The sequence below is a fragment of the Virgibacillus sp. SK37 genome (assembly GCF_000725285.1).
In the GTDB taxonomy this organism is placed as follows: Bacteria; Bacillota; Bacilli; order Bacillales; family Amphibacillaceae; genus Virgibacillus_Q.
The window spans coordinates 1,280,468-1,301,909 of sequence record NZ_CP007161.1; the positions used below are offsets into that span (position 1 = coordinate 1,280,468).

Sequence of the window (21,442 nt, forward strand, 5' to 3'; positions counted from 1 at the left end):
TCTCTATTTGAAATGAAACAGTGGAGGAAACGAATGATATTAAAAGTGGGAGTGGATATGGATGAAGAAAATTATTAATGACTCGGAGCAGGTTGTTCAGGACATGATTAAAGGCCTTGTTGCTGCTTATCCTAAACAATTAAAGCAAGTTAAAGGTACAAACGTAATTATTTGCAAAGAGGCACCAGTAGCTAACAAGGTTGGCCTTGTTAGTGGTGGGGGGAGTGGTCACGAACCTGCCCATGCTGGATATATAGGTAAAGGAATGTTAGATGCCGCTGTAGTTGGAGAAGTCTTTACCTCCCCAACACCGGACCAAGTGTTAGAGGCAATAAAAGCAGTCAATAGCAATGCTGGTGTGCTTTTAATTATTAAAAATTATACAGGGGATGTCATGAATTTTGAAATGGCTGCTGAAATGGCGGAAGCGGAAGGCATACCTGTGGACAAAGTTATTGTCAATGATGACGTCGCTGTAGAAAATAGCACAGCAACTACTGGCCGTCGTGGGATTGCGGGTACAGTTTTCGTTCACAAAATTGCTGGAGCCATGGCAGAACAAGGGGCCTCCTTGAAGGAAGTAAAGGACGTTGCCGAGAAAGTAATCGCTGGCGTACGGTCCATGGGGGTAGCAACAGCTGCATGCACAGTTCCTGCAGCTGGAAAACCGAGTTTTGAATTGGCAGAGGACGAAATGGAGATAGGTATTGGGATCCATGGAGAACCGGGAATTGAACGAAAAAAGTTAACATCGGCTGCTGAAATTGCGAAAGAATTAACAGATAAAGTATTAGCAGATATCGACTATAAAGACAGTGAAGTTGCTGTAATGATAAATGGATTAGGTTCCACACCAGAAATGGAGCTTTATATTGTAAATCAGACCGTACAAGAAATTTTGGCAGAGCGGGAAATAAAGGTGTCACATACATTTGTTGGTGAATATATGTCAGCATTAGAGATGGCAGGCTGTTCAGTGACATTATTAAAAGTAGATAAGGAGCTGAAAGGATTGCTTGATGCGCCTTCAACAGCACTCGCATTTAAAATGTAACAAAGAAGGAGAGATGCAGGCATGGATCATTTGCAAGTAAATCATGTATATCAATGGATGGAAATTACCAATGATAAAATCCGAAAAAATAAAGAAAATCTAACCACATTGGATCAGGCAATTGGAGATGGTGATCACGGAATTAATATGGCACGGGGATTTCAGGAGGTTATGAATAAATTAGATAAGGAGAATTATGAGCATGTGGCAGATATGCTGAAAGATATTGCCATGACACTAATGTCGAAGGTGGGTGGAGCAGCAGGCCCGTTGTATGGAACGGCATTTCTAAAAATGTCTATGAGCCTTAAAGGTCAGGATGCTACTTATGCCAACTTTTCTCAAGCAATAACAGAAGCGGTAAATGGTGTAAAGCAACGTGGTAAGGCAGAGGTCGGTGAAAAAACGCTGGTTGATGTTTGGTCTGCGGTAGCAGATCAATTGCCAAAAGAAAGTCAATTCTCTGCAGAGCTTATTGTAAATACGGCACAAGAAGCAATGGAGACCACCAAGAAAATGATGGCAACAAAAGGTCGTGCAGCATATTTGAAGGAAAGGTCTGTCGGGCACTTGGACCCAGGATCGGTTTCCTCCTTCTATTTATTTGAAGCATTAACGGATGTAATCAGAGAAGAGGAGTGATTAGAGATGGCATATGCTGGAATTGTACTCATTTCCCACAGCTCAAAGGTGGTAGAAGGAATAAAGGATATCATCAGACAAGTCAATCAGGACGTCGTCATTGAGCTTGCAGGCGGAACAGATGACGGAGAGATTGGTACGAGTATAGATAAAATTCTTGAAGCTATTAATAATGCAGACACTGGCAATGGCGTCCTGTTGCTCTACGACCTTGGCAGCGCAAAAATGAATGCAGAAATGGCAATTGAAATGGCAGAAGGAAAAGATATAAAAATGACTGAAGCCCCATTAGTGGAGGGTGCATATGTAGCATCTGTGGAAGCAGGTATGGGTAAATCTGTAGAGGAAATAACAGCGACTCTTGAGAAAAATTTTAATTTAAATTAGTATCTTCTGAAAAAGTCTTAGTGGCACCATTTTCATGGAAATGGTGCTTTTTTTGTTTTACGTAACAACTTCAAGAGAAAAGGGGAGTAATTGATTCATACAGAAAGAGAACATTCCAAAAGTTTACTTTAGGTATGGTAAACTATTCTTAACAAAGGGGTTTACTAACTAAATTCTGTAGCTATACTCCTACATAAAGGTTACATAATTCAAAAGGGAGGAAAAAATAATGACAAGCAGCAAAAAAGAGTTATCACCTGACCAAAAGAATGAACTTCTAGAAACACTACAAGCTCGTTTTGAAAAGAATATGGACCGACACCAAGACCTTCAATGGGAAGAAATTCAAACAAAATTGGAAACCAATCCTGATAAATTATGGTCACTTCATGAAATGGAACGGACTGGCGGAGAGCCGGATGTTGTTGGACAGGATACGAATACGGGAGAGTATGTATTCTTTGATTGTTCACCGGAAAGTCCCAAAGGCCGTAGAAGTGTTTGTTATGATAGAGCAGCATTGGAAGCTAGAAAAAAACACAAGCCCGAAAATAGCGCAATCGATATGGCGACTGAGATGGGAATCGAAATGTTAACAGAAGAAGCCTATCGAAAATTACAGACATTAGGCGAATTCGATAAGAAGACCTCCAGTTGGGTCCAAACCCCTGCTGCTATTAGGGAAAAAGGCGGCGCAATTTTTTGCGACTATCGTTACGGAACTGTTTTCGTTTACCACAACGGCGCTGATTCCTATTATGGTGCAAGAGGTTTCCGCGGCTCGTTAAAGGTATAAAGACAGAGTGGGGAATTTTTTAACTTGCCTAAATTGGATTTCTCATCATAAGGCACTTATCTATAAGGGTAAGTGTCTTTTGCAATGACAGGTATAGTAAAAAGTAAAAATATAGAAAATTTGGAACCGATTGCTTTCTTGTTACGTAGTAGAAGAAAGGAGGCTGATAGTATGAAGGCTGGAAAACTGCTTACATCCGTCATGTTGCTTGGGTTTATTCTATTTGTAGCGGGCTGCTCATCAAATCAGGCTTCAGAAGAGAGTAAGGCAGATGAAAATGAGGAAGCAATACAAGCCGTGTTAGAAAATGCACTAAATGGACCAAATGAGGATTTACAAAAATTGTTTAATGAAGGCACTGTGGAAGATACCATCCAATACGATAAAGACCATTTTGACGGTTACTTTGCAAATGAAACAGCCTATATGGACTTCGTTAATAGCTATGGAGCGGTTTTGATGACTACACCGATGCGGGAAGGATACACATTTAAAGTAGAAGATATAACGATTGATAAGACAGATTCCGATGAACTAATTTATGATTTTACGGTTGAGCTAGCCTACCAAAAAGAGGGCAATGATGCTTGGGAAACAGAAACAGTAACAGGGCAAGCCAACGTAAATGAAAACCATAAAATTGAAGATATGTTAATTCGTATTGATGATTTCTTAGGAGAGTTAAGTAAATAAAGAAAGATATTAGATGCTCTTGGTTTAATGTAAAAACTATGAGGAGAGGGTACTTATGCTCAAAACAGTGCTTGTCGGATTGATATCATTTTTTCTTATAAGCGGTTTGTTGATTGGAATTGGCCATTTGTTCGACATTGAATTACTAACTTTTACCTTCCAAGAAAATCCGTCATCCGGTTTTTGGGCAGAAGGCTCTGTCATCCCATTTATCATCGGCTTAATATCATGCTATTTTATCGGGAATTATTATGAAAAAAGAAGGCAGGGCTCAACCAAACGATAATTCCAGGTCTAGAGTGAATCAGGAGGTGCCATAAGTGAATTGGCCTGTATTAAAAGATAAAACGTGGTGGCTATCTTTCTTATTTACTTTGTTGTTATCCATTACAGCAATTCTGTTAGCTGCTTTTGAAAATGAATACTGGGTTCTCGCGCTCATTCTTTCTATTAGTATATCCGCGGCAGGAGTAAAAAGAGCCACATCTTTAACGTATACAACAAGGGAGTAAGCATGCGATAGAAGTAGAGTTATAAAGAGGTGGTAGGTATCGGTATATTTTTCCAAGAACAACAACTAAAAAGTTCAAAACCAGTGATCTTTCTTCAACTAATTATAGCAATAGTAACGGCCGTCCTAATGGTTATATGTATCATCAATGATTTTGCATTCATTTATATGAAATGGATTTTTCTGTTGTTAGGAATTAGCTCCGCTATTGAAGGGGTAGAAAAATATAAAATGAAAATGCCGAAAAAGGCGTTTCTGACAGACCTTGGCATAGCATGTGTTTGGTTTGTTATAGCATATAGTGTGATGGATTAGGTCATGAGGAAAAAACAGCAGCTGTCTTCTCTCTGGAAGGCAGCTGCTTTCTTTTAGTTAATCATCTGTTGTTGTCTTCTTGAAGCAAGTATATGCAAATACTGCTGCACCAATACTCCAAATAGCGATAATACCTAAAGATACCCAGGAATTATCCTCGTGTACCTGAATGGCCTGCATTAATGGGAACACACTTGCCACTTGCGAGATAATACTCTCTTTATCAATACCAAGAGCTTCAATCATTGGAGTGAATCCGAATAAAAACATGACAGGCATAATATAAGCAGAAGTCGAGGCAACCGACTTGGAGAATAATCCTATTCCTATGCCAAGCAATAAAAAGAAGATGAACAATAACAACAATGAAATCATGTCCTTAAGGTTAAGAAATGGATCTATTCCCACAATCAGAAGGGATATAATTAGCGAAGTGAAGCTAATTAACGCCACGACAAGACTCTTACCGACAAGAATATCTACATACGATGCTGGGGATTGAACCAGTCCACGTAATGTCTTTTTTTCATTCTCCTCAGCCATCATCGTCATCATAATACTGGAAGTAACAGCTGAATACGTTGCTCCAACAATGATGTATAACATGGAAATGGGCAATGATTCTCCGTCACTAAATCGTGTATACATGAGAGACAATACAATGGGAATTAAAGGCATAGTGATTAACATCATATTTTTCATGAAATCTTTTATATCTTTTTCAAAAATGGCATGAATCCGTTGAACATTCATGAAACGAGCTCCTCTCCAGTTACTTTTAGAAAAACCTGCCCTAGTGTAGGATGGTCTGTATTTATAGCTTTCACATGGCCGCTTCCAATTAATTCTTTTATTCGGTTGGCGTTTTCAGGCACATTTTCAATGACAAGACGATCGCCCTGTACTGTTTCCACATGAAAAGCATGTGTAGAATACTTATATCGAAGCGCGGACGGGCTATCTAACTCTTGAAGCTCTCCTTTGTGCAAAAAGGCGACACGATCACATAATGCGGTTGCTTCCTCCATATTATGGGTGGTCAGAAAAATAGTCGTTCCTGCCTCGTTCAGCTTCTGCAAGCCACGATGAATATGTGCCATATTGCCAGGGTCCAACGCAGAGGTCGGTTCATCCAAAAATACCAGTTCAGGCTTGTGGATGAGTGCCTTCGCAAGCATCACACGCTGCTTCATTCCCTTCGATAACTTCGAAACAGTTGTTGTGCGCTCCTCATATAAATTAACCTCTTGCAGCATCCCATCAATTTGACTAACTGATACACCATACAATTTACAAAATAATTTCAGATTATCATAGATAGATAGTCGCTCATATAAGGCACTATTATCTGACAGAATGCCAATCTTGGATTTATATACAGCACTTGAAAAGTCGCTCGCATCCATCCCGAGCGCAGTTACTTTCCCATCCGTTTGCTTGAGTTCCCCTGTTAGAATTTTGATCATTGTTGTTTTTCCTGAACCACTAGGCCCAAGTAAACCAAAAATTTCTCCTTTTTCCACATGAAAACTGACATCCTTGATCGCGGTTTTCTGTCCGTATTGTTTTTGCAACCTTTTTACTTCCATACTATTTTCCAAATGAAACCCTCCCTTACGTAACTACCTCTATCGTAAGGGATGTTTCTGAGCTATACAGTAAAAATAAGGCGGGATGTACTGTCAGCAGGATGAAATGTACCTTTATTTCATTGAAAAATGAAGCAAAAAACATAAAGTGTACGGAATCGAGGTGTGTATTGTACTATTTCAGACTGAATTTTTCCTGAATGTCCTGTATTTTCGTTCGTGATAAAGGGATCGTTGACTGTGATCTATTATCCATTCGGAGGGAATACGTATTTTTGGACCATGTAATAATTTCTCGGACCTTTTGTAAGTTAACGATATAGGATCGGTGGCAGCGATAAAATCCGTAAACCTCTAATTTTTTCTCGATTTCTGAAAGTGTACTTTCCATTGGATAAGAAGCATCATTAATCACCATCATCGCTTTTCCATCCTGACTTTCAATGTAGTCAATTTCCAAAGGATCAAACAAAATCATCTTATCATCCACTTTTGCCGGGACCTTAAACAAATTGGCACTCGCTGGTGCTTGGAAGGAAGTCTTATCTTGTTGAACTTCATCTTCCTCAAGCTCAATTGGTTGCAAACCGCTTTGCTGCAGCTTATAAGCAATATCGCCAAGCAGGAGAGCATGTTCCATATTCGAAACAAGGATGAGGACAGGGATGTGCTGCTCCTTGAACTTTTCCAGCATAGTGATAAAGGTTTGCGTCGTTTTAATGTCCACCCCATGTAATGGCTCGCGAAAGACAGTTGGTACTGCGCCGCTCATTAGGTATTTCGCATAGTATACTCTCCGGACTTCTGAATCGGTGCATGTATGTATAGGCTTCTTCATGCAGTTTTGTAATTCAAATAGTACGAAAACCTCTGGCAAAGGAACTTTGTAGTTAAACCATTTATGAAAAAAAGCAATATTGTCTTCAACAGTTAGCCGATGATACAAGCCCTCCTGCTGGTCAAAAACAGAGGCTTTTCCTTTTTTCTGTAAGGCATTTACAAACTCTGTCTGCATTTCAGTGTCGCAATATACCGTGGTAACAGTTGTACCTTCGAGTTTGAGGTCAAAAGAGGGGAGTGATTCACTGTCAGTCATTTCTTGATTAATTGTAAATTGTGTCATAGTAATCTCCTGTTCAAAAATAGTGATCTATTAACCTAAATTTAGCATACCGTTACCTACTTTGAAAGAAGATTTAGAAAATGTGCTGGGTATGTGAGCCTCTATTTAGGTACATGCAGATGTTAAAAGAAAGTAAAGTTTTTCTAAAGTGGTTGATACAAGTAAAAGAAAAAGATAGAATGTAAGCGTAAATCGATATCGAAATTCGAAATCAGCAACAAACCAGGAAAGGAGCATCGTAGTGGATAATAAAGTATTACGTAAGCTTTTTTTAGGTTTCATACAGATACATATTTTACATCATGCCAAGGAAGAACCCATTTATGGCTCCTGGATGCTTGAAGAATTGCATGAACATGGATATGAAATGAGTGCAGGAACCCTTTATCCTATCCTTCATGGTATGGAAAAGGACGGGCTCCTGACTAAAAGTGAAAAAAATGTACATGGAAAGATTAGAAAGTATTATCGTGCCACGAATAAAGGGGAAGAGGTACTTGAAGAAGCAAGAGCCAAGGCATTTGAATTATTTAAAGAAATAAAATAACAGGAGGGAAAGCCAATGCAAAAAGGTAGTCTCCGTACACTATGGGAGATTTTACTAGCATCAACCAAACTGGGTTTAACATCCTTTGGAGGGCCAGTCGCTCATTTAGCATACTTCAAGGAAGAATATATTGATCGCCGTAAATGGCTAGATGACCGAACCTATGCAGACATCATAGCCATTTGTCAGTTTCTCCCTGGGCCTGCGAGTAGTCAGGTTGGCATATCTATTGGCATGCTCCGTGGCGGACTGCTTGGAGGGCTTGTGTCATGGTTTGGATTCACGATCCCATCAGTCATTGTCTTAATATTATTCGCTCTAATGTACCAAACCTTCACGTTAGAGGATGCCAGCTTCATCCATAGCTTAAAAATTGTCGCAGCAGCTGTTGTGCTTCACGCGCTGATTGGGTTAGGGAAGAAATTAACACCAGATAAAACACGGCTGGCAATAGCGATCATAGCTGCAAGTATCATGCTATTATTTCCTACCGCATGGATGCAGATTTTAATTATTTTAGGAGCAGGGCTTGTCGGTCTGAAATTATTTTCCCATAATGCTGCAACAAATGTGCAGCCGTTCCAAATAAATATTTCTAAGAAACTCGGGTTGACTTCTTTAGGTATTCTAATAAGTCTACTTATATTGTTGCCAATCCTAAATAGATTTACAGACAATCCACTCGTTACGATATTTGACACTTTCTTTCGAGTAGGCTCACTCGTATTTGGCGGTGGGCATGTTGTGTTGCCAATGATTGAACGCGAGCTAGTACCAACAGGCTTTCTAACAGCGAATGAATTTTTAGCCGGATATGGTATGGCCCAAGCTGTTCCAGGTCCCCTTTTTACCTTTTCCAGTTATCTCGGAACAATGATGGAAGGTGTGCTAGGGGCTGTAGTAGCAACAGTAGGAATATTTCTTCCATCCTTTTTGCTTATCATCGCAGCATTACCTTTTCTTAATGAATTGCGGAAACGTGCTAGCTTCCAAGGGATTCTTATGGGAGTCAATGCGAGTGTTGTAGGTATTTTACTAGCTGCATTCTATGATCCGGTAATCAAAAGCTCTATTTTATCTGCATCTGATTTCGCTCTTGCTGTTATCTTATTCGGTTTATTAAATATCTGGAAAGTGCCAGCATGGCTGATTGTAATTATCGGGGTAGTGGTTGGATATGTTTTACAGGTCCTAACGATATAAAAATCTTCCGCGTGCGCTTCACATTGAATCTGATTTTCAATGTTAAATTCACAGGCAAATGCAATAATTCTTGCTTTAGACGTTCTATTCAATAAGTCTGCTACAATATAATTTGAAGTGAATATTTAACGGACCAGGAAGGAAATGCATATGCAAACAAAAGAACAACTGAAAAAAATTACGCCAAGCTATGATCCGTGGGAAGCGTACATGGATGTAGAGGATTACGGGAAAATGACGCTGACCAATGTGGAATTTACTACAACAACACTGTGTAACATGCGTTGTGCTCACTGTGCTGTTGGTTATACACTAAGTCAAAAGGATCCAGATGCACTGCCAATGGAGCTATTGGTCAAACGGTTGGATGAAGTCCCACACCTACGTACCCTCTCGATTACGGGTGGTGAACCGATGATGTCTAAGAAATCGGTGCGTGACTATGTTGTTCCATTATTGCGCTATGCCCATGAACGTGGGATTCGCACACAAATAAACTCAAATTTAACCCTGCCTTATAGCAGGTATGAAGAAATTATTCCATATCTTGATGTACTACATATCTCTCACAACTGGGGGACAGAGGAAGAATTTGCCGAAGTTGGATTTGCTCGAATGGAGCGTAAACCAACAGAGGAGAATAGAAAGAAATACTTTGCACGTATGGTGGAAAATTCGCAACGGCTTGCCGCAGAAGGTGTCATGGTATCAGCAGAAACAATGCTGAATAAGTCCACCTTTCCCTATCTGGAAAAGATTCATAATCATGTATTGGAAATGGGCTGTGCCCGGCACGAAATTCATCCAATGTACCCTGTAGATTTCGGTAGTGCTTTAGAAACATTAAGCTTAGAAGAGATGCGTACAGCTATCAAGCGACTGTTGGATGTGAGAGACCCATCCACATGGATGTTATTCGGTACGCTTCCTTTTTATCCGTGTAGCAGTGAACAAGAGGACTTGGAGCTATTAAAGCAATTGTACAAAACCAACAATGTAACAATACGTAATGATCCAGATGGCCGTTCTCGTTTGAATGTCAACATTTTCAATGGCGATATTATTGTGACAGACTTTGGTGATGATGACCCGGCACTAGGAAATATACAAGATACGAAACTGGAAACTGCTTATGAAAAATGGATGGACTCCAGTACTGCAAAATCAATCAATTGCCATTGCCCAGCAGTTAAATGCCTAGGACCAAATATTTTAGTGAAGAACACCTATTACCAAGAGACCGATTTTACAAAGAGAAAAGCAAATATTTCTATGTAAATGGTGGTAAAAAATAATACACATTATTTCTTCGAGTGTTTTGCTGCTGAATAAAAATAAAATGCCCAACCAATCCATAAGTGATTGGTTGGGCATTTTTGACAAGAAAAAAGTGTTTAAAGAGAATAATCTTCATGGCAAACGCTTTGTGCCATCTTAATAAACTCGTGTGTTGCGGGACTACGCTTAATATCTCGAGCAAAGCTTATTACAATATGGCTTTTAAATGCAGGGTCAGTTAGTGGGTATAAATTATCCTTTTGACTTAATGAAACATTTTCCACGACAGATTGCGGTACAATGGTTATTCCTATGCCACTATTTGCTAGTTGCAGCGCATTTCCCAGCCTCGTTTTTTTAAGCTTATCAATATGTCACCTGCAAATTTAGACTCCCCAAAACTCAAAACCATGAAAGATAAATCTCCACATAAAATCACCCTTCTGATACTACCCAATGTGACTCAATCCCTTACGCTTCTAGTTTAATTTCCTCCTTGAATTAGAAAGCAAAAATGGAAAGGAGTGAGGACATGAAAACTGCTATGGTAGAAAGAGAAAGGGAGGGAAGAGGTTATGGATCAACGTACTATTGGTTTACAAGAAGGAGTCGCACTATATATTGCTACAATATTGGGATCGGGTGTTTTATTTTTGACAGGTGTGACGGCTTCTCTTGCAGGACCAGCATCGTTACTGTCATGGACAATTGTGATTTTACTTAGTTTTCCTCTGGCTTATTCATTTGCATGTCTAGCCAGGAAATACCCTGATGCTGGAGGTGCAGCAACATTTGTAAGAAAATCATTCGGATTTCATTCTGGAAATATGGTTGGCTGGTTCTATTTTGTAACTGCTGCTGTCGGACAAACGATTGTATCTTTGACAGGTGCATTTTATTTTAGTCAGGCATTTGATCTTTCTGATTTTTCGAGGGTATGGATCGCCATTTTGATCTTGGTAATTGCTGGTCTTGCCAACTATAATGGAATGAAAGTAAGCGGAAAAGTTGCATTTATATTCAGTACAGCTTTATTTCTACTACTTATTCTAACTGTTGTCGCTTCTCTTCCCTATATAGATTTAGCCCATTTTCAGCCGATTGCTCCAAATGGATGGTATTCGGTGGGAACTGCAATAACAGTCATTTTTTGGGCGTTTTTCGGATGGGAGGCTATTTGCAATCTTGCTCCTTATTTTAAACGTCCGGATAAAATCATTGTGAGAAGTACGATGATAAGTGCCGTTATTGTAGGCATTCTCTATTTGGCATTAAGTTTTGTTACTATCGCTACACATACGTATGGAAGTCTTCAACATAATCTTTCGCCAATTGGCGTGTTGATGGGTGAAACTATCGGAGTGGAGGCACAGCTTATTACAGCTGTGGTGGCAGTCCTCATTTGTATTGGAACCTCTAATGCATTTGTAGCAAGTTTGACTCAATTGGGGTATTCGTTAAGCAGAGATGGTGCGTTTCCAAAGATATTATCTGTCGTGCATGCTCGTGCCCAAGTGCCGAGAAGAATGGTAGCCTTTGTGATATTATTTGCTATAGGAGGCGTGTTGATCACGGAGATTTTGAACATAACGTTTCAGGACCTGCTCTTTATTCCTACTTCACTTGGAATCTTTGTTTATATTTTTTCTATGGCAGCTGGTGTAAAACTCCTTACAAATCGCAGCCTTGCTTGGTGGTCTTCTTTATTATCACTACTTCTATGTATAGGTGTGCTGCCGTTCTTTGAGTTGTTCATTTTTGTCCCAGTGATTGTTATTGTTATTTATGCAATGTATATGACTTATAGGAAAGCAACAAATAGAAGCTAAAAAGTGTGTGAATCGCTACCGTTTTGCAAGACCAAAATTGCACAATTCAGAGGAGGGGATCTGCACATGAAAGCTGCACTGACGAAAGCTCATATGTGGAAAGCAGCAGTGGATTGTGATCATAAATATGACGGTGAATTTTTCTATGCAGTAAAAACAACTGGTATCTTTTGTCGGCCATCATGCAAATCAAAGACTCCAAATTATGAAAATATATGCTTCTTTCCCAATGCGGAAGAAGCTAGAAAAGAAGGCTTCCGTCCATGTAAAAGGTGTCGGCCTGATTTGCTGGAGCATACATATGATCCACATCTGGAATTTATAGAAGATACGAAGAAGTATTTACAAGAGAACTATGCCAGTAACATAACGATAGCCCAGCTAGCAATGCATGTTGGTGTTAGTCAATATTATTTAAGTCGGACGTTTAAAGAAAAGACAGGCTACACACCACAGATGTACCTCTCCACCCTCAGAATTCAAAAAGCCCAGGAATTATTAGTAACTACGAAAGAAAATAGCACCGAAATTTGTTTTCAAGTCGGATATCAGAATTTTTCCAGCTTTTATAAGCAATTTAAAAAGATATGTGGCTGTTCCCCACGATGTTTTAGAACGGAAAAAGGGAGGAAGGGCAATTGAAAAGAATTTATTGGAGCAATAGGACATATGAAAGCTGGACCTTGTATCTTGCAGCTACTGAAAATGGCCTTTGCTATGTTGGCTTTAATGTTCAAGGATTAATGGATTGGGTGAAAGCAAAATTGTCAGCATATCAAATCGAACAAAGAGATGAGGAAATTCAACCATATGCCAAAGAGCTTGAATTATATCTTAAAGGAGAAAGGACCTTTTTTACATTTGCTTCCGATATGCATGGAACCAAATTCCAATTAGCTGTTTGGAGGGAAATAAGAAACATCCCCTATGGACAAACAAAAACCTATTCCGAAATTGCAAATCAGCTCCAAAAGCCAACAGCTATTCGTGCAACTGCAGCTGCGATAGGTGCAAACCCGCTACTATTTGTTGTTCCTTGTCATCGGGTTATTGGTAAAAACGGACAATTGACTGGATATAGAGGAGGACTAGAACGAAAGAGGCAATTAGTACTAATGGAGAGTATGCAGGACTAGGATAGCAGGCAGCCGTAATCTTTAACCATGGTCTTATATATCTTTTGTACCTTTACTTCATCCATTGACTCTATTATAATTTGAACTAATAGAATAGTGAATGAGAGCAGTAGGTGCCCATATGGGAGAATAGGGAATGAAGTGAGAATCTTCAGCGGACCCGCCACTGTGAAGGGGGTTCTATTAGAAATACCACTGGAAGTTATTCTGGGAAGGTTAATAGAACGACACCCCTGAGCCAGGAGACCTGCCTTTTGCTTCTAGTTATAGATGATGGAAAAGTCTGTAGTTTATTTGTACATGGAATAAACTGCAGGCTTTTTTATTTTTGAATATAAACCAAAAAGGAGAATTGAAAATGCAATTATTACAGAAAACAATTGATAGAATTGAGAGCTTGGATAAGGAATTGATGGCTAAGGCAAGAGAGAGAGTGGATAACTTGATAAAGCCAATAAACAGTCTTGGGAAGCTGGAAGAACTAGCTGTACAATTAGTTGGGATTACAAGAAATTTAAATCCTGTGTTGGATCAAAAAGCAATCATCGTGATGGCCGCAGATCATGGGATTTACGAAGAAGGAATTTCCAGCAATCCACAAGAAGTAACCTTAGCCCAAACCTTACTATTTCCGAAAAGTGTAACAGGTGTGTGTGCTATAGGAATGCCTGCTGGAGCAAAAATAGTTCCAGTGGATATTGGTGTGAACGGAGTAATTCCAGATGATGCTGGGATAATGAAAAGAAAAATAAAGAATGGGACGTCTAATATGACAAAAAGGCCTGCTATGACGAGGGAAGAAGCCATTAAGTCAATAGAGGTAGGAATTGAGATAGTTAACAAGGAAGTTGAAAAAGGAATAACAGTGATCGGAACTGGCGAGATGGGCATTGGTAATACTACTCCCAGTACCGCAATATTATCTGTTTTAGGAAATTATGCCCCACAAGCTATAACTGGTAGAGGAGCTGGCGTTGGTGAGGGTGGTATCGCACACAAAGTGGAGACAATCGAAAAAGCGATTGCAGTAAACCAGCCAAACCCGCAAGATTCCTTGGATGTACTAGCAAAGGTAGGCGGACTGGAGATTGGCGGCATGGCAGGCGTGATGCTTGGAGCAGCCGCAAATCAGATCCCAGTAGTCGTGGACGGCTATATCTCAACAGTTGCTGCTATCCTTGCAGCTTCTATAGAGCCTAAAGCAAAGGAATACTTTATCGCCTCACATGCTTCTGCAGAAACAGGTGGACAGATGGCAAGCGAGTTTTTGGGGCTTAAACCCATGTTGCACATGGATATGTGTCTTGGAGAAGGTTCTGGGGCAGCTTTAGCATTCCCTATTTTAGATGCCGCAGTCAGTATGCTGAAAAATATGGCAACATTTGCTGACGTCGGAATGGAGATATAAATCACATTGAAATAAGTATGTCACCATTAGTTTAGTTTACAATAATCAGGCATGTGGTATAATAAATATAGAAAAGCATAACATAGTAAAAACCGCTCCATGCTGTCACATGGAACGGTTCCAATAGACCAACCCCGACAAGAGGGGAAGGTGCATTAGGGTCGGTAACCCCTCCGCAATGGGCTTGCACATTGAGGGGTTATTTTTTATTGTCGGACATGATAAATTCAATCAAAACCCCAGCTCTCTCTTCGAGTGCTGGGGTTTTTTTGCTTTCTTCCGTTTGCATTTCTCTCCTTTACTACTAATAAAATGTAAGCGTTTTAAGAAAAAGTTAAATATTTACTTTTGAATGAATTGTTAAAAAACTCGTTGACAAACGAAAAATACACCACTATAATCTACCTAACACTTGTTAGGTGGTGATGTTTTGAAGCAAAAATTAATTGAAGCTGCGATACGGCAGTATGCTCTATATGGCTACGATGGGGCAACCATGAGGAGGATTGCAGATGATGTGGGAATCAAACCGGCATCTATCTATTTCTTCTATAACAATAAAGAAGCGCTGTTCATTGCTGCTTTTCAACAGCTACTCCAGAACCACTTTCAGGAAATGCAACGAATCCTGCTGGAGAATAAAGATCGTTCCGTGGAAGAGATATTTTCAGCGATGCTACATGGCCTTGTAAGTCACCATACCGGAGATAAACAAGGAACGATTGCCTATATATCACTCGTCACTTCACCGGTACCGGAAATCAAGAAATATCTTCAACAGCATTTAAGGCATCATAATGATTGGTTGATGAATTCGCTTGGAGATGCTATGAAGGCGAGTTATCCCGCAATTACGGACAAGGAGGTAGACAAGACAATTAAGCAATACGTCCTGATAGCAAACGGAGTGTTCTGGGGTATTAACTTATACGATGGGGGAGACTTTACAGAACAAGTCGTACTGGCTGATGAAATGATTCATACCCTATTTTTGGAATTGGAAAATAAATGATAACAAAATAAAAGGAGTGAAACGAAATGGAAAATAGATTTGATTTGACGGAAGACTATGAATTGGAGCCTGTTCCCCAACATAAGCGAAAGGGATGGATAAAATTATCCATTGTTTGGACAGGAGGAATCGTTGCATTATCAGCAGTTGTGTTAGGTGGAACCCTAGGTGCAGGGATGCCATTTACACAAGCAATACTAGCTTCATTTTTAGGATCTTTCATTTTGGCTGTTTTAAGTGCTTTATGCTGTGTAGTCGGTGCCAAGACAGGCTTATCGACAGCACTAGTTTCTAAGTTTGCCTTAGGTAAATATGGAGCATACGCAGTTTCCATCATACTCGCAATTGCTTTATTTGGTTGGTTTGGTGTACAGCTTGCCTTATTTGGGTCCAGCTTGCGCAACGTATTGTTAGACGGCCTTTCTCTTGATTTGCCTGTTCTGGCATTGGTAATCATAGGTGGAATTCTAATGACTGTCACAGCTTTTATTGGCTATAAAGCTATTGAAAAACTTAGTCTGGTTGCTGTACCACTGCTTGGGATCCTGCTGATCAGTTCATTGGTCAAGGTAATGACAGGTAAATCGGTAGAATCGATTTCTCAAGCACCAATCATTGGCGATCCATTAACATTTGGTTCTGCTGTATCATTAATTATTGGCTCTCTGGCAATAGGAGCTATTATTGGACCAGATATTTCCCGCTATGCCCGTTCTACAAAAGATGCCGTCATCTCTTCTTTTGTTGGCTACTTCCTAGGATTTAGTATTGTATTAATTATCTCTATCATTCTGGCAAAAGCCACAACACAGGTTGATATTGTTGAGATTATGCTTGGCTTGGGATGGGGAACTGCAGCATTATTAATTTTAATTCTTGCACAATGGACAACAAATGATAATAATTTATATTCCTCTGCGCTAGGGTTTGCCGTCATTTTTCAGAAGGTTCCTAAATCAATTATTACTATTGCAGCAGGAGCAATTGGTACAGGAATGGCAGTATCAGGTATTTACGAAAACTTTATCCCGTTTCTAAATTTCCTAAGTGCGCTGATTCCGCCAATTGGAGGTATTTATGTAGCTGATTTTCTAGTAAACCGGCAGAAGTACCAATTTGAAAAAATAGACCACACAAAAAATGTAGAACCATTATCTGTAACTATCTGGATTATAGCTGCACTCGTAGCATTTATGACAACTGCAGCCCCAAGTGGTTTTGGTTTATTTACACTCACAGGAGCGTCTGGCTTTGATGCATTCATTGTAGCCTTTATTTTACAATTAATTGTCGGAAAAGTGATAAAAAACAAAACAGCAACAAGTGATTTAGAACAACATGTAAAGGGAGGAAAAATCTCATGAGATTAATAGGTAAACAGGAAATTGAAGATATTGCTATTGGTGCAGCTCTTTTAGGAACAGGTGGTGGCGGTGATCCGTACATTGGTAAATTAATGGCATTACAAGCAATTGAGGAAAATGGACCAGTAGAATTATTAGATGTGGATGAGTTGCCTGATGACGCACTTGTCGTACCATCTGCCATGATGGGAGCTCCCACTGTAATGGTAGAAAAAATTCCAAGTGGGGAAGAGGCTGTAGGCGCTTTTGAATCATTACAAAAATACTTGGGCAAAGACGTTTACGCAACCATGCCTATAGAAGCAGGTGGTGTGAACTCCTTATTACCATTTGCCTTAGCAGCCCAATTGGGTTTACCCGTCGTGGACGCAGATGGAATGGGCCGAGCATTTCCCGAATTGCAGATGGTAACATTTTATTTGGAAGGTGTCCCGGCAACTCCGATGGTTCTTGCAGATGAAAAGGGAAATAACTCTTTGTTGAATACAGTAAACAACGTTTGGGCAGAACGAATTGCACGTTCTGCTACAGTTGAAATGGGTGGCTCTGTTATGCTCTCCATTTATCCTATGGATGGGAAAACAGTCAAACGCAGCTCTATCCATCATATTTTAAAACTGGAAGAACAAATTGGCAGAACAATTAGAGAGGCCAAGACGCATAACTACAATCCAATTACGGAAGTGTTAAAACTAACTGATGGCTACAAGCTGTTTCAAGGCAAGGTCGTTGATGTTGATCGGAAGACAGAAACAGGGTTCGCCCGTGGTACGGCAACAATTGAAGGGGTGGAGGAGTACCAACAGGACGAGCTGTATCTCCGCTTTCAAAATGAACATCTACTTGCTGAAACAAAAGACAAAACATTGTGCATGACTCCTGATTTAATTGCAGTACTGGATTCAGATACAGGAATGCCCATTACTACGGAGGGGTTACGCTACGGTGCCCGGTGTACGGTGATCGGGATGCCAGCAAATAGCAAATGGCGTACAGATAAAGGAATTGAGACAACAGGTCCACGTTACTTCGGGTATGACCTGGATTATGTACCAGTCGAACAATTAGTAGAAAAGGAGGAAGCTTAATATGTCAAACTATCGAATTGGAATTGATGTTGGCGGAACACATACAGATGCTGTTATTTTGGATGATTCTTACAATGTCATCGCCCAAACCAAATCACCGACCACCACAGATGTCAGCAGTGGAATCTACCAGGCTTTACATGAAGTAGTAAAAGCATCGAAGGTCGAAGTTCGTAATATAAACTATGCCATGCTCGGTACAACACATTGTACCAACGCCATCGTAGAACGGAAAAGGCTGAATGATATTGCCATTATACGTATTGGCGCACCAGCCACGCTCGCTATTAAACCATTGCTTAGTGTGCCAGACGACTTAAAAGCAATTCTTGGAAAACATTCCTACATTGTAAAAGGTGGGCATGAATTTGATGGCAGGGAAATAGCCGAATTGGATGAGGAAGATCTCTATCGAATCGCAAATGAAATAAAAGGAAAGGTAGACTCTGTTGCCATCACCTCCGTCTTCTCTCCAGTTACAAAAAAACATGAGGAGCGAGCAGCAGAAATCATCACTGAGATTTTGGGAGAGGATGTAGCCGTATCTCTATCAAGTGAAATTGGAAATGTTGGTCTACTGGAAAGAGAAAATGCAACCATACTAAATGCTGCTGTCGTGAATGTTGCTAAATCCACAGCAGATGGGTTTATCCAAGCATTGAAACAAGAAGGAATTGAGGCAGATGTTTTCTTCGGCCAAAATGACGGTACACTAATGTCGGTAGAATACACCGTCCGTTACCCGATATTGACCATCGCATGTGGACCAACAAATAGCTTGCGAGGAGCTGCTTATTTAAGCAATAAATCCAATACTTTGGTGATTGATGTAGGAGGAACGACGACAGATATTGGCGTACTTGTAAATGGATTTCCGCGTCAATCCTCTTTAGCAGTAGAAATTGGTGGTGTCAGAACGAACTTCCGTATGCCTGATATTATGTCTGTCGGACTAGGTGGTGGCACGATTGTCCAGGTGCATGGCGATCAAACTTTCCAAATTGGCCCACATAGTGTCGGATACCAACTGCAAGAAAAAGCACTGATATTTGGTGGCGATACATTAACAACCACAGATGTTATTGTTGGACTTGGAAAAGCAGAGCTTGGAGACCCAGCAAAAGTGGCTCACTTTGATAAAACCTTGCTCGAAAATATCTATGCTAAGATGGTAAGCATGGTAGAGGAAGCATTGGATAAAATGAAAACAAGCGCCGAGGATATGCCTGTCATTCTCGTTGGTGGTGGAAGCATCCTACTGCCAGAAGAATTACAGGGAGCCTCCGAAGTCATCCGACCAGAAAACTTTGGTGTAGCCAATGCGATTGGTTCCGCCATCTCACAGGTTAGTGGAGAAGTAGAAAAAATATTCGCCATGGATGACCTTGGACGCGAGCAAACAATAGAAGTTGCTAAAAATATGGCAAAAGAAGAAGCAATTAATGCAGGAGCAGATCCAGATCAGCTAGTTATAGTTGATTTAGAATATGTCCCATTGGCCTATCTGCCTGGTAATGCAACGAGAATCCGGGCAAAAGCGGCAGGCGCATTGAAAAATACAGTAGGTGTCTAGGTAACAGGTCGTTCTGGATGGCGAGAATGAATCTCTTACCACTGCCATCGGGTTGGTTTAGATTCATCCGGCCTGTGGTATAATAAGTTTAAATATAAACCGTTCCATGTTGTAACATGGAACGGTTCCAATAGACCAACCCCGACAAGAGGGGAAGGTGCAATAGGGTCAAATAACCCCTCAGCAATGGGCTGCACAGTGAGGGATTATTTTTTTATTCTCAGACATAATCAATACACCGAGAGAAATTCGTTACCTTAATTCTCTTTTTACCTCACGCGTTAAATCCAGAAATGGTTGAATATCTTGAACATATTCTAATATCCCTATGTATTCTCCGTTTTCATCGAACACACCTTTATACGTAACATGGACGTACTCTTCTTTCTTTTTGAACCACATTGTTTCTGACTGACGTTTCTTTGACTTTAAGTCTTGGATGAGCTGCATGACCTTTTTCATACTTTTTGGGGGATGGCACATGGCTACATGACGTCCAATGGAAGTTGGTGTACGGATAAACATCATCTCAGATGACTCTACTATTTCATTAAAGTATTTAAATATGCCATTCTTGTCAACGAACGTTATTTCCAGGGGCAAATTATTCAAAATATGGTTGGCTTCTTTAATCGTTAAGTAACCTCCGCCAAATCGTAAATGTTCCTCGTTAGGCGTGTTGGATTGCTTTTCTGTGTTTTTATTACCCAACGCTTCATCTGGAATCCAGGTTTCTTCCGGTTCATCTACTGCATAACCAAATGCTTTACTTTCCCTCGCAATGGCAAACCAATCTGCTTTCTTAAAAAAAGACTTTGTGATAGGTAAGAGCATGTATTCTTCTTCCAGGAGCATCTCTCTACATGCATTTTCCAAGTCGTAATAAGCTTGCTTGACGTACTGGAAATCGATGTCTGGCATTTTCTCCATCATTCTTTTGGTACCTTTATATAATGTGCGGATGCGGTCATCCTCTGCCCACATAATTCGGGAAATGGAATAAATACGATAACGCTCCAATATTGGGAAAAAGAGTTTTTCTTTACGGTTGTAATGGCTATATATTTTTCCCAACTGAATTATTTCATTCATTAGTTGATCTGTGGGATGTCCTGCATCATTAGCAATCGCTTCTACAAGGCTATTTACCCGATCTAATAAAGAGGCAAATGCCTGATTTTCCTTTTTGAAAATTTGAATAGGATGACTTGGATGTTTCTCATTTGGAATATGAATACTCTGAAGCGAATGATCGTACAGCTCAAGATAGATATCAAAGAATTTCCTGATATCGTCCATAGTAAAATCATTTGTAGTGCTATTTTTTAGTTCCTGCAAGATCAGTAATATATCAGTCTTGTTTAATGGTTGAACATGCTCATCAAAAGCATCCTGAATCAATTGTTCTGATTCTCCAAGCTTCAATGTAAGCAGTATTTCTTTTATCGTATTTATTCGTCTTATATCCAAATGTGTCTCCATTATTTTTCACCTCATTATGTTGTAGAGAAATGCAATTTGAGTATCGGTTTGAAAAGAGAAGTCAGTTCCTCAACCTCCAACATGTTAGGACAGGGGAATCGTTGTCCATTCTTACGGCTTTTCTGTTATTATAGCCGATTCGTATTAGTTACTATATGACATAGATCACATTATTCCAGAAAACCAGCTACTATTTCGCGTCTTTGTGGTTACGCCAGCGACACTGAACGCATAATGGGAAAATTGTTTAGAGTCAGATATATGAGAAGTTTATCGGAAAATTAATGTGTGCAAGAGACAACCCTCTTGTGTAGCATTGAAATAAGCAGGTATGGTTTGACCTGAACTGCATATATTACTGAAGTGTTTACACCTGGATCCAATGTGGTATAATAACCGTGGATAAGCATAA

24 protein-coding genes and 1 riboswitch are annotated in these 21,442 nt (G+C 40.0%); of the genes, 19 read left to right on the forward strand and 5 right to left on the reverse strand.

The window, feature by feature from the left end; all coding sequences use genetic code 11:
- The first annotated feature begins 61 nt into the window (after positions 1–61).
- From dhaK to X953_RS06660, 8 genes are all read left to right on the forward strand, one after another.
- The gene (dhaK, locus tag X953_RS06625; RefSeq protein ID WP_040954876.1) at positions 62–1,054 is read left to right on the forward strand and encodes a dihydroxyacetone kinase subunit DhaK; all 993 of its coding nucleotides are present in this window, start codon (positions 62–64) and stop codon (positions 1,052–1,054) included.
- Positions 1,055–1,075: 21 nt separating this feature from the next.
- On the forward strand, positions 1,076–1,696 hold the full coding sequence (dhaL, locus tag X953_RS06630; RefSeq protein WP_040954877.1) for a dihydroxyacetone kinase subunit DhaL: 621 nt from the start codon (positions 1,076–1,078) through the stop codon (positions 1,694–1,696).
- 6 nt (positions 1,697–1,702) lie between these two features.
- Entirely contained in the window at positions 1,703–2,083 is a 381-nt protein-coding gene (dhaM, locus tag X953_RS06635; protein ID WP_040954878.1) for a dihydroxyacetone kinase phosphoryl donor subunit DhaM, read from the forward strand.
- A 229-nt stretch (positions 2,084–2,312) separates the two neighbouring features.
- Positions 2,313–2,879, forward strand: coding sequence for a DUF4256 domain-containing protein (locus tag X953_RS06640; protein WP_040954879.1), 567 nt, complete (start codon positions 2,313–2,315; stop codon positions 2,877–2,879).
- A 171-nt stretch (positions 2,880–3,050) separates the two neighbouring features.
- The gene (locus tag X953_RS06645) at positions 3,051–3,572 is read left to right on the forward strand and encodes a hypothetical protein (protein ID WP_040954880.1); all 522 of its coding nucleotides are present in this window, start codon (positions 3,051–3,053) and stop codon (positions 3,570–3,572) included.
- Between the two features lie 55 nt (positions 3,573–3,627).
- Positions 3,628–3,858 (forward strand): hypothetical protein, encoded by a 231-nt coding sequence (locus tag X953_RS06650; RefSeq protein ID WP_040954881.1) that lies wholly within the window; start codon positions 3,628–3,630, stop codon positions 3,856–3,858.
- 34 nt (positions 3,859–3,892) lie between these two features.
- On the forward strand, positions 3,893–4,084 hold the full coding sequence (locus X953_RS06655) for a hypothetical protein (protein ID WP_040954882.1): 192 nt from the start codon (positions 3,893–3,895) through the stop codon (positions 4,082–4,084).
- A 29-nt stretch (positions 4,085–4,113) separates the two neighbouring features.
- Complete coding sequence (locus tag X953_RS06660) at positions 4,114–4,398, forward strand: hypothetical protein (RefSeq protein WP_040954883.1); 285 nt, start codon at positions 4,114–4,116, stop codon at positions 4,396–4,398.
- A 57-nt stretch (positions 4,399–4,455) separates the two neighbouring features.
- On the opposite strand, the gene X953_RS06665 is transcribed toward X953_RS06660, so the two are convergent.
- From X953_RS06665 to X953_RS06675, 3 genes are all read right to left on the reverse strand, one after another.
- Positions 4,456–5,151 carry an ABC transporter permease gene (locus X953_RS06665; protein ID WP_040954884.1) on the reverse strand — a complete coding sequence of 232 codons (696 nt, stop codon included), beginning with the start codon at positions 5,149–5,151 and terminating at the stop codon, positions 4,456–4,458.
- Positions 5,148–5,999, reverse strand: a complete 852-nt coding sequence (locus tag X953_RS06670; protein ID WP_040954885.1) for an ABC transporter ATP-binding protein — start codon at positions 5,997–5,999, stop codon at positions 5,148–5,150. Before X953_RS06670 ends, X953_RS06665 begins: the two co-directional genes overlap by 4 nt.
- 163 nt (positions 6,000–6,162) lie before the next feature.
- Complete coding sequence (locus tag X953_RS06675; protein WP_040954886.1) at positions 6,163–7,110, reverse strand: response regulator transcription factor; 948 nt, start codon at positions 7,108–7,110, stop codon at positions 6,163–6,165.
- Between the two features lie 241 nt (positions 7,111–7,351).
- Here X953_RS06675 and X953_RS06680 point away from each other — a divergent pair, with 241 nt between their 5' ends.
- The 3 genes from X953_RS06680 (at position 7,352) to yfkAB (ending at position 10,138) form a co-directional block, all read left to right on the forward strand.
- Positions 7,352–7,657 (forward strand): PadR family transcriptional regulator, encoded by a 306-nt coding sequence (locus tag X953_RS06680; protein ID WP_040954887.1) that lies wholly within the window; start codon positions 7,352–7,354, stop codon positions 7,655–7,657.
- A 15-nt stretch (positions 7,658–7,672) separates the two neighbouring features.
- On the forward strand, positions 7,673–8,860 hold the full coding sequence (chrA, locus tag X953_RS06685) for a chromate efflux transporter (protein ID WP_040954888.1): 1,188 nt from the start codon (positions 7,673–7,675) through the stop codon (positions 8,858–8,860).
- Positions 8,861–9,010: 150 nt separating this feature from the next.
- Positions 9,011–10,138 (forward strand): radical SAM/CxCxxxxC motif protein YfkAB, encoded by a 1,128-nt coding sequence (gene yfkAB / locus X953_RS06690; RefSeq protein WP_040954889.1) that lies wholly within the window; start codon positions 9,011–9,013, stop codon positions 10,136–10,138.
- Positions 10,139–10,254: 116 nt separating this feature from the next.
- Here the strand turns inward: yfkAB and X953_RS20505 are convergent, their stop codons facing one another.
- Positions 10,255–10,509, reverse strand: a complete 255-nt coding sequence (locus X953_RS20505) for a LysR substrate-binding domain-containing protein (protein ID WP_156958530.1) — start codon at positions 10,507–10,509, stop codon at positions 10,255–10,257.
- A 204-nt stretch (positions 10,510–10,713) separates the two neighbouring features.
- Here X953_RS20505 and X953_RS06695 point away from each other — a divergent pair, with 204 nt between their 5' ends.
- The 8 genes from X953_RS06695 to X953_RS06730 all read left to right on the forward strand — a co-directional run bounded on the left by X953_RS06695 (position 10,714) and on the right by X953_RS06730 (position 19,548).
- Positions 10,714–11,967 (forward strand): APC family permease, encoded by a 1,254-nt coding sequence (locus X953_RS06695; RefSeq protein ID WP_040954890.1) that lies wholly within the window; start codon positions 10,714–10,716, stop codon positions 11,965–11,967.
- Between the two features lie 66 nt (positions 11,968–12,033).
- On the forward strand, positions 12,034–12,609 hold the full coding sequence (locus X953_RS06700; RefSeq protein ID WP_084715635.1) for a bifunctional transcriptional activator/DNA repair enzyme AdaA: 576 nt from the start codon (positions 12,034–12,036) through the stop codon (positions 12,607–12,609).
- On the forward strand, positions 12,606–13,103 hold the full coding sequence (locus tag X953_RS06705) for a methylated-DNA--[protein]-cysteine S-methyltransferase (RefSeq protein ID WP_040954891.1): 498 nt from the start codon (positions 12,606–12,608) through the stop codon (positions 13,101–13,103). The genes X953_RS06700 and X953_RS06705 overlap by 4 nt, the downstream gene beginning before the upstream one ends.
- A 94-nt stretch (positions 13,104–13,197) precedes the next feature.
- A riboswitch (cobalamin riboswitch) is annotated at positions 13,198–13,373 on the forward strand.
- A gap of 88 nt (positions 13,374–13,461) precedes the next feature.
- A complete protein-coding gene (gene cobT, locus X953_RS06710; protein ID WP_040954892.1) occupies positions 13,462–14,511 on the forward strand; it encodes a nicotinate-nucleotide--dimethylbenzimidazole phosphoribosyltransferase in 1,050 nt (349 codons plus the stop codon).
- A 430-nt stretch (positions 14,512–14,941) separates the two neighbouring features.
- Entirely contained in the window at positions 14,942–15,523 is a 582-nt protein-coding gene (locus X953_RS06715) for a TetR/AcrR family transcriptional regulator (protein ID WP_040954893.1), read from the forward strand.
- Between the two features lie 26 nt (positions 15,524–15,549).
- Positions 15,550–16,887 carry a cytosine permease gene (locus tag X953_RS06720; protein WP_040954894.1) on the forward strand — a complete coding sequence of 446 codons (1,338 nt, stop codon included), beginning with the start codon at positions 15,550–15,552 and terminating at the stop codon, positions 16,885–16,887.
- Positions 16,884–17,975 (forward strand): DUF917 domain-containing protein, encoded by a 1,092-nt coding sequence (locus X953_RS06725; RefSeq protein ID WP_040954895.1) that lies wholly within the window; start codon positions 16,884–16,886, stop codon positions 17,973–17,975. Before X953_RS06720 ends, X953_RS06725 begins: the two co-directional genes overlap by 4 nt.
- A 1-nt stretch (position 17,976) precedes the next feature.
- On the forward strand, positions 17,977–19,548 hold the full coding sequence (locus X953_RS06730; protein WP_040954896.1) for a hydantoinase/oxoprolinase family protein: 1,572 nt from the start codon (positions 17,977–17,979) through the stop codon (positions 19,546–19,548).
- Positions 19,549–19,800: 252 nt separating this feature from the next.
- On the opposite strand, the gene X953_RS06735 is transcribed toward X953_RS06730, so the two are convergent.
- On the reverse strand, positions 19,801–21,030 hold the full coding sequence (locus tag X953_RS06735) for a DUF438 domain-containing protein (protein WP_052350071.1): 1,230 nt from the start codon (positions 21,028–21,030) through the stop codon (positions 19,801–19,803).
- Positions 21,031–21,442 lie beyond the last annotated feature (412 nt).